The organism is Arthrobacter sp. N1 (assembly GCF_048288285.1).
GTDB lineage: Bacteria > Actinomycetota > Actinomycetes > Actinomycetales > Micrococcaceae > Arthrobacter_D.
In genome coordinates this window covers 1,651,651-1,664,294 of the sequence record NZ_CP102608.1, presented here as the reverse complement: position 1 = coordinate 1,664,294, position 12,644 = coordinate 1,651,651, and the positions used below count along the sequence as shown (strand labels likewise).

The window sequence follows — 12,644 nt, the reverse complement described above, 5'->3', positions numbered from 1 at the left end:
GCCCGACCAGCAGTGGTGCCCGCTGGGCACTGGGACGACCGGGTGCAAGCGGTATTTCCTGGTTGCGGACTAATGACCAGTCTGATGACCTTGATGGAGGGGTAGCAGCCTCAGGAAAGGAACGATCGATGAGCGTCGAATGGGATCCCCAGCAGCGGGACGTGGTGGAACTGGTGCAGAGTCATGGCTTTCAACCGTGGGAGGTGTGGGTCGAGTACATCGCGGTCGCCGGCAACGCATCGGAGAAGGCTGTCGCTGACTACGTCTTTGGTAGGGGCGATCTGCCTCAGCTCGAGCGGGACCTTCTCGACGAGGGGCTGAAGAGTCTCGTGGAGAAGGAATGGGATCACCAGCTGCGGCGGTTCTTTCCGCACGTCACCTGCACTAACACCGGGGTCGAAGACAGATAGGCACACACTTACCGGTGCGACCGCGGATCCAGGTTGCCCTCCTGATGCCCCGCACGCGTGGCACGCGACAGGGCTGTTGGGTATCTTTCCGTGTGGGTTGTTCGTCACAGGTGGTTAGCCCGGATGAAAAGGCCTACTTGAGAGTGCAACTCCATCTGTCTAGCAGTGGGCAGGAAGACGCGCAGGGCCGCAGGGACGCTGTGCAAGGTTGGTGCCTTGCCGCCCCGTCTCACCATCCACAACTCAGCGCGTTCCTCTATCGGTGCTGTTGGCAGGGCTTGGTCACCGGATGTTCAGCTTCTGCTGGTGGCGTTTCCTGGGATTGGGTCTAGTGTTCGAAGCACACATAGGTCTAGACACAGGCCACGGATGTGCATAGCACCCCGGAGACGGCCATGACCGACCTTCTGAACAACCCCGCACCACAAACCACCCCAGCACCAGCCCGAGGATCAGGCCGAGAGGCGCAGCTCACAGGCCGGCCGTCGCCCGAGGTACCTGTAACGCTCGCGCGGCTTGCTCGTGCGAGCAGGTCCGGTGCGGTCGACACGGACCAGCTGACAGCGTGGGTAGCCTCTGAACAGGACCATGACGACGACATGACCGCCGAGGAACTGACTCCAGCTGAGCTGGCGTCACTGTCCACGCGGCGGCTGAGGATTCTGGTGAACCGCGCCTACACGGTGATCGACACCGATTACCCGCCATACCAAGCCCTGGACCGGTACCAGATGCTCGTCGACGAACTCGACCTGCGGGCTCAGGTGACATTAACCTCAGGTGTCGCCAAAACGGCCCGGGAGAAATTCCGGGACAACCCCCTGTACTGCCGGTTCGAGCTGTTCACCGACGGGAATCTCGCCGCGTACGTGAAGTACACGATGAGCGGCGGGAACCTCACCCTTGTCATGGGCACCGAACTGCCCGGCTTCCGGGACCAGGGCGCCGATCAGACCCTCATGCGCAACATCGTCCTCGACGCCCACAAGCGGCGCCTGAACCTCATCCCCCGCTGCCCGATGGCCTACGCGTTCCTCGCCGACCACCCCCAGTACCAGCAATACACCGGCCACTACTGACATCACGGAACACTTGGTGGGACCTTACTGATGTGCAGCCCCTTCTCGCCGTAGTACGCAGCGAACAGGCTTCTAGGTAAGCACTTCGTCCCAGATACGCGGTTGCAGCAGACGTAGTGGGTGTCAGTCGAAGTGGGTAGCGACCGGGGCCTGAGTGACACTTTCCACGACTGCGGCGGCAACCGCGCTCAACTTCTGGTTCCGGGAACTGGAAGCCATCTTGAGAATCGTCATGGCCTCGTCCTGGGAGCACCTGTTCTGCCCCATGATGATCCCCGCTGCCACATCGATGATCGTGCGGTTCTGCATCGCGGTCTCGAGGTCCCTCGAATGATCTGTCAGGTCAGCGATCCGCACCGCCGTACGCAGCGCGTTCGACGTGTCCCGGGCGAAGGCGCGTGCCTTCTCCAAAGCTGCGTCGTCGAAGCCGCTAACCCGCGGCGAGTAGAGGTTCAGGCCGGCGTTGGCCTGACCGTCGAGAACGATCGGCACTCCGATCGCGGACAGCATCCCGTGCTCGGCGACATCGGTAGAGTACCCGCCGAACCGTTCCTCGGTGCGGAAGTCCTCCACCCGGTACACCTTCTCCTCCCGCGCAGCCCGCAGGCAGGGGCCGTCATTGTGCTCTCACTGAAGTTCGTCCATCTTCTCGGCCTCAACACTGCTGCTGGCGACCGTCGCCATCCTGCGCGGCCGAAGAAGCGTCACCCCGCACAACACCGGCGCCGTTTCCGTAGACAGCTGCTCGGCGGCAGTCATGGCCAGGGAGTTCAGGAACCCGCGCACATCCTCACTGTCCAACACCGCGTCCTGTAAGACCATGGTGGGCGACACCGGTGAATCATTCTCTGTAGAACTCATAGGGTCCTCAACTCGGTAATCTGACGACAGGATGGGGTGATTACGGCGCACCCTCCGGTAGGCGCTGTGCACGCGTTCAAAAACATCTCCTGCGCACGAGCTTACGTTGGCCTCAGCGCGGCACTCACATGACTACTTCACTGCCGCCAATACTGAGATACCGATACACCGTCGCCCGACTGACTCCGATGATCTTCCCGATGTCGGCTGGGGCGAGCCCCTGAGCCTTGAGGTCCACCGCGCGCCTGACCTTCGCATGGTCGGTCGTGACTTCCCGCCGGCCGGCCTTACGGCCATGCTCAGCAGCCGCAGCCATACCCGCCCTGGTCCGCTCTGCGAGTTGATCACGCTCGAGCTGAGCGAAGGCAGACATCACCGTCAGCATCGCCCGCCCCATCGATCCTGTCGTACTGATGCCCTCGGTGACACTCCGGAAGTGCACTCCCCTGTTCTCCAAGTCATCGATGAGGGCAAGCAGGCTCCGGGTGTTGCGTCCTAACCGATCCAACTTCCACACCACCACCTCATCACCGCTGCGCAGGTGATCGAGGAGCTTATCGAGTTCCGGCCGGCTCGCCATCGTTCCGCTCACGCCATGATCGGTAAAGATCCGATCGCAGCCTGCCGCGGACAGCGCCGCGCGCTGCAGATCCACGTTCTGCTCCAACGTGCTGACCCTCGCGTACCCGATTCTTCCCATCCCGGCGCTCCCCACACTCATCAAAGGCCCACTACCACTTTGGTGAGAATACTCCGCGTGAGACACATTGCTGAGACAAGCGCCAACTACAGAATCTCGCGCCGACACTGAAAACGCTCGGACCGCTCGGGACCCCGCACACGCGTCCAGTCAAAGGATCCTTTGATTGGACTGCTCATCGGCACCGGTTTCGGTCCGAATGTGGGCGGCGGGGCCACAGCATTCACCATCAGCACTCAGGCCCGCGGCGATGAGGGCGTCACAGTTCGCGCACCTCGGTCGCAAGCTGAGGACCGCAGGGGGACTCGCTTACACTGAGGCAACTCGTGCCTGAAGGTGGCCGAGGTAAGCACTCATCAAAGGTCTCAGCCTCCATGAATCGAATAGTCGGGCTCGCCGCTGCTCTTGCGCTCATCGCCCCCCTCGCCGCCTGCACGAGCACCGAAACATCACCCCCAGCTGAGAGCCCGGCCGTCTCGGCGGCGCCCAACGAAGCATCGAGTACCGGTGCCACTGCCGAAGGAGTCGCCTCAAACGACCTGCCAGAGGGCGAGAACCTGCTGTTTGCGCTGCAAGCTGCATCAGGAACGCTTGAGGAGGCAGAGGGCGAGGGCACCTTCACACTCACGCTCTCCGACGCTTCTGACCGGACAACCTGGTTCTCTGACAGGCCGGTGCGCGACGGCGGCACCATCGACACAGCGACCCTAATCAACGAGTGGGCGGCTCTCGGATTCGAAGGGGACGCACCCAACGCTGTCCTAAGCGTCACAGGCAGAGAGTCGCAGCCCGGACTCGTCATTGAACTGATGTCACCGGCCTTCGAGGACGCAACGAATCAGCTCACCCTGAACGTGCGAGTGATCGGACACGAGGCTGTCGGCGACATCCCCTCAACCTTCGGGGAAGCCTCTCTCTTCATAGACGATGCCTCAATCCAGACGAGCTGCCTGTTCAGGGGCGAGGTCGACTACTTCCCATTCGAATCGGAGGCATTGCCCTACGTTCCTGCCGACGGTCGTACCCTCAACGTCCAGGCGTACCCCGAACTGTTCGAGGTGCTGGGCAACCGATTCGGGGGAGACGGGGACACGTTCGCCGTGCCGTCTGTGCCTGATCTCGCTCCCGGTATCGAGGCGCGAATCTGCACTCAAGGCGCCGACCCTGCCTTCGATGGTCCGGACGATGAGATTGATACGACATGTTCCGTCGGCAAGGTGCAACTCTTTGCGCAGGAGCAGCCTGTGTACGGGTACGCGCTGGCCAATGGGCAGGAGTTGCCGAAGACCTCCCGCCTGTTCGCCTACGCAGGAACTACCTTCGGAGGAGACGGAGTCAAGACTTTCGCTACACCTTCCATCCCGGCCCCTCCCGGGATGAGCCAGCAGGTATGCCAGTCAGGCTACTTCCAGTGGTCGGTCTACACGCCTGATCAATCCCCGACGACCATGGGTGATGTGAGCTACTGGGCGACGGCAGATACCCAGGCTCCGCAGGGATGGTACGGCCAGGGTTCTGCGGGCATTCGGGGCGAGCTAATGCCGATTTCGCAGTACAGTGCGTTGTTCTCGCTACTCGGGACCACTTTTGGCGGCGACGGCAAGTCGACTTTCTCCCTTCCGAGGGTGGAAAGCCCTGTTCCCGGGCTCAGCGTGAAAATGTCGGCCTTCCAAGGCTCTTTTCCCAGACGGGGATAGCCCCAAAAACTTCCGACTCAAGGGCGTCGCCGGGTGGTCTGACCGCCCCGCCACTGAGCGGCGCTCATAGCCTGGTCGACGGCGACGGCGACGTCGACGTCGACGGTGCCGGTGCCGGTGCCGGTGCCCAGCAGCCAGTCGCTTGTCCGGCGGCATGAGCACCGAGAAGTGCGTGCACGGGAGCAGGACCGTCTCGACCCTAGCCAGTGCTGGCACGGGTACCGGGACGCCGAGGAACTGCTCGTCGAACCCCTCACGGCCGGCGAGACTCGCGGACTACTAACCAGGAGCACTGAACGATTTTCCAACGGAGGCCCGCTCGAGGATCGACTAACGATATTCTCGTTTCGTCTAGCTTGGCCAATAAGTGGGATATATCCCTTGCCCTGATAGCTAGTTTGTTTAGCTAATTGACCTTGCCGAGAGCTTTGGCGGCGCTTTCAACCGTCGGAGATCCTGATTAAAGCCGAAAACTGCGCGAAAAATGTGCTCAGAGCTTTGTCTATACACGGGACGGAATGGATAATATAACGTTCAAGCACCTCCTTTCCATCCTCGACGCTGTGGATTGAAAAGGGAAAAACGCACTCGGGTCACCGACTCCGGTGGTAGGAGAAAGCAAGGCTGATGATGAATAAAGAGACTAAAACTCAGTGCGCTTCACTTATGAGTAAGAGTGCGTCCATTGTGGAGGAACTGGCGTCGTCGCTGACCCTCTATGTGGATCTTCAGGTTCTATCGCCGAAGCTCGGCAAGGAGTGCCGGGCTGATGTCGAAGCGGCTTCGTGGATGCTGGGGTGTCTGGAGGACATGAAGGTGACGATCCAGGAGATGCAACGCCAGGCGTTGGCTCGCGTGGACAGCGGAGCTGCGTTCAAGCTCAGGGCAGCGGGCCCGGACAACGACCACCCGGCGCCGACAAGCGATGCTGTACTCCAATCAGCGTGACGTCGCAGCCCCGACGAGGGCGTTCGAGCACCCCCGCCTCAAGGATTGGGTGGCTCCGATGACTGTGACAAGCTCTCGACCGGCTGCCGTGGACTTCCCTTCCGGCGTGATCGACGCCGCGAAGATCGCCGTGGCAGAGCTCGCGGTCATCACCGACGCCGCCCAGCGCATCATCTACGCGTCGGACTCCTTTACCCTGCACACTGGTTACCCGTCCAGGGATGTCTTGGGGAAGACGTGCCGGTTTCTTCAGGGGCCCGGATCGAGCCGGTCGACCATCCGCGACATGAATCAGGTCCTGGCCTCCGGCGGTGTCTTCGAAGGCGAAATCCTCAACTACCGTAAGGACGGATCGGCTTTCTGGTCCGACCTGAAAGTCACTCCCCTGCGTCTGGGCGTCGACAACGCGATCACCCATTTTGTGAGCGTGCAACGCGATGTGAGTAATCGCGTTGCACTGGTCAATCAACTGCACCATCAGGCACTGCGCGATCACCTCACAGGATTACCGAACAGGAGCGCAACAGAGCAGGCGGTAACGAAAGCCCTGAGAGAACCCAGATCCCCCACGTCCGACCTTGTGATCGGCATGATCGATCTGGATGATTTCCGGACGATCAACAACGTCTACGGGCATGCTGCCGGCGACGCCGTACTCCGGCAATGGTCTGATCGGATGAGGAACGCTCTCCGTAGTGACGATTTCCTCGGGCGCATTGGAGGAGACGAGTTCCTGCTCGTCCTTCGACCTGACCGGTGGCACGCCGGCCATGCGGACATGGCCCGCGAACTGGACCGGCTCCACCGCGTGGTCGAGGAACCCTTCGTCATCAGTGGCCAGACAGCACTCATCGGTATGAGCATGGGCCTCGTCCTGGCTCCCCAGGACCTGACCTCCGCAGAAACGGTGCTTCACGCAGCTGACGTGTGCCTCTACGACGTGAAGGACAAGCGAGCCAACCGGTCGACATGGTGGAGCTTCGGCACCGCACGATCAACTCCCGAGCACCGCTCACCTGGCCTCCCAGCACAGGGGGACGCAGGCTTTGCCTCGGCAGGACCGGCCGACACGCAGAATCGGCCGGCGAGGGCAACGTGGACCCCGGGGTCCGAGTTCTCACCCGCCGCAGTGTTCATCGAACTTCAGCCCGTCGTCGATCTCCGTGACGGATCGATCCACCTCTTCGAGGCGCTGGCCCGACTTCATCTTCCCGACGGCCGGACAGCTCAACCCGACCAGTTCCTCCCTTACTTGACGGACGAGGATGAACAAGTCCTCTTCACGACGGTCCTCGATCAGGCACTGCGCGTGTTGACCCGATGGGACGAGGACGGCGCGCACCACAACGTCTCCGTCAACCTGCCGCCCATCGTCCTCAAAGACACCGCGACACCAGGCACCGTCAAAGCACTCCTGGAAGCGCATGCCATCGCCCCCTCACGCCTGGGACTGGAGATCCTCGAATCCCAGGTCATGAACCTCGACACCCAACGCGCCTCCATCCAGCAACTCGTGGATCTCGGAGTGGGCCTGGCCATCGATGACCTTGGAGCCGGACACAGCAGCCTGCAACGGCTCGCCAGCTTCCCGTTCAACGCACTGAAGCTGGACAGAGGACTGTTCGGCAATGTGCATGACAGGCCGCTGGAATCCCTGAGCATCATGGCCACCCTCATTCAGATGGGCCGGGACCTCGACATGGGTGTCGTCATCGAAGGCCTCGAGGACGAAAGCCTGACCGAAGCAGCAATCGTCCTCGGAGCACCCCTGGGGCAGGGCTACTTCTTCGCCCGACCACGATCACCTGCACTCAGCCGCCAGTGGCTCGAAACGTTCTCCCTCACACTGCACCAGACACCAATCAAGACCCTTTTGGGAGCACTCGCCTACCACTGGCAATTCGCCCGACTTCACTCACCCCACCCGTTGGACCTCGACCACTGCCCCCTCACACGCTTCATCACCGAGCTCGGCTCCCCCCACGACGCACCCCTCTGGCACGCAAAACAACACACCGACAACGGCATCCACCGAGCATCAAGCCGCCACCTCATCGACTGGCTCTCCTCACTCATCCGCCCAACACCAACGCCCGGCAGCTGAGCGAGCGGCGAGTGGCCGATGGACAACGAGCATCACCCTCTTCCCCTCCTTGAAGCTTGACCGCGACGACTGACGCCGGGGACGTGGAACTGCTCGTCCCTGTCGTCGACAACACCCTCGACCCCTACAAGCCCTATCTTCCCGAGTAGGACGCACCACCGACGAGCCGCCACAAACATGCTCACTGCCCTATCGAAGTCGTACCACTGAGGCGTGGGACGCTTTCACGCTTCTCTCATCCTCACCACCTACAGTGAAGGACCCAGGGAACACGCGTCCCTCACCCACGACGGCAGGAGTTCGATATGGGCTTGTTCGGCAGGCAGGGCAAAGCAGGATCCCTCGCATCCAAGGCACTGCACTTCATCAGCAGCAACCCCGACAAGGTCAACAACGGGGTCGCGAAAGCAGGCGACTTCATCAACAAACGCACCCACGGGAAGTACTCACGCCACATCACCGGTGCCCAAACGAAAATCGCCGACGCCGTTACGAAGCTCAACAGGAAGAACGGTCGAGAAGGTGACGGTACAGGCTTCGGACCGACCAGGTAGCCATCAGGAGAACGGCGTGAACGGGCGCCAAAGCCTTTTCGTGAGGGGTACGCATCATGTCCCTACCGTGACCGCGGGCCCCGGCAAGAACGCCTAGCTTTCGGTCAGGCGTGCTGTCGCGCTTCGGCCTCATGTAGGGAGAGATCCGCGGGCGTGCGGAACGGGATACTGGCTGTGCGGAACAGGTCAGCTTGGCCTTGAAGCTTGCGCACGAGTGGCCCGACGGCAGTCGACTCGGGGTTGCTGAGTTCGAGTGCGCGGGTGGTGGATGCCTCCAGTTGGCGCGCTCCGACCATGACGGCGCTGGCCCGCAGACTATGCAGGGCCCGCAGAGCATCTTCATGGTGGTGGGCTCTGAGCGCGTGCTCGATGACGCGGATACGGTCAGTGAGCATGGCAGCAAAGGAGTCGAGGAAATCAGTGGCAGTCGCCCGCGAGTCCAGCTGATCAATCAGCTCCTCGAACACTGCAGGGTCAAACGCCGGAATCACAGGCACCGCACGAGCGACGCACCGAGATCCTCGTGCGAGGCCACGAACGTCGAGGTCGAGCCACCCTGCTGCCTGTTCATCGCCGCCCCAGTTCCGACACCCGCCGCCACCGTGGCAACCGTTCCCAGTGTCGTCCGGACAGGCCGGCCAGCACACGAGTAGCGGCTACCTGTTCTGGGCCGCCCTCGATGAGTTCACTCCTTTGGTGGGTTCGGTTCGGCAGGGTATTCGCAGGACTCGGTGAGCTTCGGTCTGTTCCCGTTCCCGGCGGGTCCCCTCCCCGTACATTGAGGGTGTGGTCTCACGTCTCGTTCGCCTGGTCATGGCGGCACTTCTGCTGTCCCTGTGTGCCTGCAACATCAACCCCAAAGCCGTGCCCTGCGATCCGATCGACGGCAGGAATCTCGCACCCGATACCGGGACGCTGATGGGCGTGAATCTGGAATGGGGCAGGGAGACCCTCGCCGAGTACTCCGAGAAGCTCGGTGAACGCCCCGCGGTCGCGGTGACGTTCGCGGACTTTCCGTTCAACGAGGAAGACCCGGGCCTGTTGGCCTCAGCGGCCGAGCAGCTGCGCCAGAACGGGGGGATGCTGCTGCTGACCCTGGAACCGATGGACGGCCTCGACGCGGTTACCTCCGAGCGTGCCGATGAACTCGCAGCACTGCTCGCACGGTTCAACACCAACGGCGTGCCGGTGATCATTCGTTTCGCGCACGAAATGAACGGGTCCTGGTACCCATGGGGTCAGCAACCAGCCGAGTACATCGCCGCCTACCGACGGGTCGCCGACGCCGTCCACGCTCAGGCTCCAGGATCGGCGATGATGTGGGCGCCGAACTACGCCGGCGGGTACCCATTCGCCGGAGGTGAGTTCGAATCCCTCCCCGGAGCGCCCGGGTTTCCCGCCCTGGACACCACCGGCGACGGAACCCTGACCGCGTTCGATGACCCGTACGCCCCCTACTATCCCGGCGACGACGCCGTGGACTGGGTGGGCATGTCCCTCTACCACTGGGGCAACACCTACCCCTGGTCCGAAAGTGAGATGCCCGAGGAAGGCAAGTTCATCGACCAGCTCACCGGAACCTACAACGGAAAGAACGGCAACGACTCGATGCTGCCGGACTTCTACACCCAGTACGGGGTGGACCACGGCAAACCCGTCGCCATCCCCGAGACAGCATCCCTGGTACAGGCCGACATCGGGGAACTACGAAGCCTGAACATCAAACGGGCCTGGTGGGAGCAAGTCTTCGACCCCACAGTGCACAAACGGTTCCCCCACCTGAAAATGGTCAACTGGTTCGAGTGGAACAAGATGGAACCCGAAGTCGGCGCACCCGTGGACTGGACAGTCCTGGAAAACAACACCACCCACGACGAGTTCACCACCGCACTACCAGACTGGTACCACTACGCACCCGAACCACACACCTGCGGAGAACCCCTCACCTGACAGGACCCGTTTGACCGTGGGCGGCGGCAATTCAGCAGTCGCACCTAGGCGCGGCGAATACGAACGGGTAAGGGACTCTCTGGTCAGAGTGGTGGTTCAGGTGTTTCGGTGGCTCGAGATGAGCATCGTGCCAAGGTTCTTCACCCGGCCAGGAGACGAGTAACCGGTACCCAGGGCGGCAACGATGGTGCCCTGCAGGAGGATCATCCAGCTCTCGGCGAACTCCCGAGGATCAACAAGCCCCATGTCGACAGCCGACTGCTCGGCCTCGTCGCGGATCTCGCGCAAATATCCTGCGCTGGCCCGCCCGACCGGGTCATTCGGGCCGGTCTCCAGCAGGGCACGAATATAGGGGCAGCCCCTGAAGTCCCGCGCACGGAACCATTCATCGAAGATATCGAAAATGGCCAACAGCCGGCCCTCCGGGGTGTCCGCTCGCTCCTGCGCTTCAGCCGACAGGTACCCGATGGTAAAGAGATCCTTACGTTGTTCCAGGAACGCGAGAATCAGATCGTCCTTCGACGGGAAGTAACTGTAAAAGGAAGCTTTCGCCACCCCCGCAGTCCTGATGATCTCGTTGATCCCCACCTGCCGCACACCTCGGTCGACGAACAGGTCATACGACGTGTCAAGAATCCGCTGCCTCACATCCGAACCAGCAGCTTGTACAGACATGTCGCTACATCTCCCTTTCCCCTTTACTTGGCGTCCCGCGCCGATCCAGCAAGACCAGTCTGTCTGCTGAACGCGGGCGACGTCCAGCGGTGAACCTCCGTCGGACAAAGCCGATCATCTCGCGCCACACCGATGGTCCCCGAGCTCAGGCAAACGAACGCCGGATGATCCGACGTGTCAGATAGGAGCCGACACCACCGTTCGTCAGGACCGCTCGAACTATGAGTCGCGACCTCAGACATCTCGGCGTCCACCCAAATCTCGGCACGTCCCTACATGTGCGTCCCGGCAGGTCCCTACATGTGCAGCCTCTGACTCACGTGAGGTGTTCAACCTGCTACCCGTCAAGCGAACAAAACCATGTTGCCCGGCCAGTGCCCCAGCGCTGGTTCGTGCTCTCCATCGCGGGTGACGAGGTGGAACTGGGCGTCAGGTGTCGAACCCTCAGTACCCGCCGTGGAATTAGGCTCTGTGGCGGGCCCGACCAATTCGGGTCTTCCTCTATCGGTGTCGATCAGCAGTCGGTATGGTTACGGCCAGTTGTTGAGCAGCCAGCGACGGGAGTGCACGCGTAGCGTCGGGATGGCCCTCCCTCCTCCGATTGGTCAGTGAGGCCCCGATGGGCGATACAGGGATGGTCCGGAGTCAGGAACTGCAGCTCCTGTTACAGGACCTCCTTCTCCTACAAACAGGCTTCACCTCCTACCTTCAGGCGGTCGCACACATCGCCGCAGAGAACCTGAAGGACACTGTGCATGATGAAGCTCTCCTCGGTATCCGGGTGACGGACCAGCAGCGGTCTCCGGTCACGGTCGTTGCAGGACCGGGACCAGTTGATCGCCGCATAGCGTCCCTCGATCCGAGACACCACGCTGATGACGTCGGAGAACCGGCCGTGCAGGGCGGGAACGGTGGTCTGAAGGTACCGTCCATCGCAGTGGCCGCTCACAGGGTCTACATCCGGGAGACCCGCACGGATCATGAGTACCCATCGTTCTCACGCGCCGCACGTGAGCTGTCCGTCGGTTCGGTCATTGACGTGATGCTGCCCATCGATGGTGCAGCGCAGGTCTCCTTCGCCCTGTATTCCACGCCTGCCGGGGCGCTGACCCCGCAGATGATGTGGACGTTGAAGTCTTTCGCTGTCACCGCGGCGAAGCCTCTGATGCTGGCCATGACACTGGCCCGTCTGGCACGAAGGGCCGAGGAGCTAACTGCCGCGATGCACGAGCGGACAATCATCGATCTTGCCGTCGGCACCATCATGGCGAAGGAGAGATGCACGCACGATCACGCCTGCAGGAAGATCATGGACACCGCCCAGGCCCGGGGTATCCCTGCCCGCGACGTCGCCTCAGCAATCCTCGATGCCATGAAAGCCGGCAACGTCACCACCTACTTTGACCACTGAGGGGAAACTGTAGGGCACTGCCTAAGTAGCGACCCGGGTGTGAGGTTCTCCTGACACCCGCACGGCGGAGCAGAGTGTCCACTGAAGGGGGCGGCCATATCCTTTCCCTGCGCTGCTGCGGCAGTCAAGGTTCTCGGTGCAGTGGGGGCTTGCGCAGGCTAGCGTAAGCCCCAGGCGCTCATACGAGCGCTGTGGGGTTGAGCAGACAGCTTCCGATGCAGGGTGGCGCCTTGCCGATGACAGGTAGGGCGAACC

13 protein-coding genes are annotated in these 12,644 nt (G+C 62.0%); 8 read left to right on the top strand and 5 right to left on the bottom strand.

What is annotated here, in order from left to right:
* Window positions 1-128 precede the first annotated feature (128 nt).
* Window positions 129-410 carry a hypothetical protein gene (locus NVV32_RS07460; RefSeq protein ID WP_422391880.1) on the top strand — a complete coding sequence of 94 codons (282 nt, stop codon included), beginning with the start codon at window positions 129-131 and terminating at the stop codon, window positions 408-410.
* Between the two features lie 599 nt (window positions 411-1,009).
* Complete coding sequence (locus tag NVV32_RS07455; protein WP_422391879.1) at window positions 1,010-1,489, top strand: GNAT family N-acetyltransferase; 480 nt, start codon at window positions 1,010-1,012, stop codon at window positions 1,487-1,489.
* 123 nt (window positions 1,490-1,612) lie between these two features.
* Here the strand turns inward: NVV32_RS07455 and NVV32_RS07450 are convergent, their stop codons facing one another.
* The 3 genes from NVV32_RS07450 to NVV32_RS07440 form a co-directional block, all read right to left on the bottom strand.
* Complete coding sequence (locus NVV32_RS07450; RefSeq protein ID WP_422391878.1) at window positions 1,613-2,062, bottom strand: GAF and ANTAR domain-containing protein; 450 nt, start codon at window positions 2,060-2,062, stop codon at window positions 1,613-1,615.
* A 54-nt stretch (window positions 2,063-2,116) separates the two neighbouring features.
* Window positions 2,117-2,323 carry a hypothetical protein gene (locus NVV32_RS07445; RefSeq protein WP_422391877.1) on the bottom strand — a complete coding sequence of 69 codons (207 nt, stop codon included), beginning with the start codon at window positions 2,321-2,323 and terminating at the stop codon, window positions 2,117-2,119.
* Window positions 2,324-2,474: 151 nt separating this feature from the next.
* A complete protein-coding gene (locus tag NVV32_RS07440; protein WP_422391876.1) occupies window positions 2,475-3,050 on the bottom strand; it encodes a recombinase family protein in 576 nt (191 codons plus the stop codon).
* Window positions 3,051-3,424: 374 nt separating this feature from the next.
* Between NVV32_RS07440 and NVV32_RS07435 the strand changes: the two genes are divergently transcribed.
* From NVV32_RS07435 to NVV32_RS07420, 4 genes are all read left to right on the top strand, one after another.
* Complete coding sequence (locus NVV32_RS07435; protein ID WP_422391875.1) at window positions 3,425-4,747, top strand: tail fiber protein; 1,323 nt, start codon at window positions 3,425-3,427, stop codon at window positions 4,745-4,747.
* 666 nt (window positions 4,748-5,413) lie between these two features.
* Window positions 5,414-5,695, top strand: a complete 282-nt coding sequence (locus NVV32_RS07430) for a hypothetical protein (protein ID WP_422391874.1) — start codon at window positions 5,414-5,416, stop codon at window positions 5,693-5,695.
* A gap of 88 nt (window positions 5,696-5,783) precedes the next feature.
* Complete coding sequence (locus NVV32_RS07425; RefSeq protein WP_422391873.1) at window positions 5,784-7,799, top strand: putative bifunctional diguanylate cyclase/phosphodiesterase; 2,016 nt, start codon at window positions 5,784-5,786, stop codon at window positions 7,797-7,799.
* 305 nt (window positions 7,800-8,104) lie between these two features.
* A complete protein-coding gene (locus tag NVV32_RS07420; RefSeq protein ID WP_422391872.1) occupies window positions 8,105-8,353 on the top strand; it encodes an antitoxin in 249 nt (82 codons plus the stop codon).
* Window positions 8,354-8,457: 104 nt separating this feature from the next.
* On the opposite strand, the gene NVV32_RS07415 is transcribed toward NVV32_RS07420, so the two are convergent.
* Entirely contained in the window at window positions 8,458-8,820 is a 363-nt protein-coding gene (locus NVV32_RS07415) for an Hpt domain-containing protein (RefSeq protein WP_422391871.1), read from the bottom strand.
* Window positions 8,821-9,139: 319 nt separating this feature from the next.
* On the opposite strand from NVV32_RS07415, the gene NVV32_RS07410 reads away from it, so the two are divergent.
* Window positions 9,140-10,303: a glycoside hydrolase family 26 protein gene (locus NVV32_RS07410; protein WP_422391870.1), complete on the top strand. Its 1,164-nt coding sequence runs from the start codon at window positions 9,140-9,142 to the stop codon at window positions 10,301-10,303.
* Window positions 10,304-10,399: 96 nt separating this feature from the next.
* Here NVV32_RS07410 and NVV32_RS07405 read toward each other — a convergent pair whose 3' ends face one another.
* Window positions 10,400-10,978, bottom strand: coding sequence for a TetR/AcrR family transcriptional regulator (locus NVV32_RS07405; RefSeq protein ID WP_422391869.1), 579 nt, complete (start codon window positions 10,976-10,978; stop codon window positions 10,400-10,402).
* A gap of 619 nt (window positions 10,979-11,597) precedes the next feature.
* Here NVV32_RS07405 and NVV32_RS07400 point away from each other — a divergent pair.
* A complete protein-coding gene (locus NVV32_RS07400; RefSeq protein ID WP_422391868.1) occupies window positions 11,598-12,389 on the top strand; it encodes an ANTAR domain-containing protein in 792 nt (263 codons plus the stop codon).
* Window positions 12,390-12,644 lie beyond the last annotated feature (255 nt).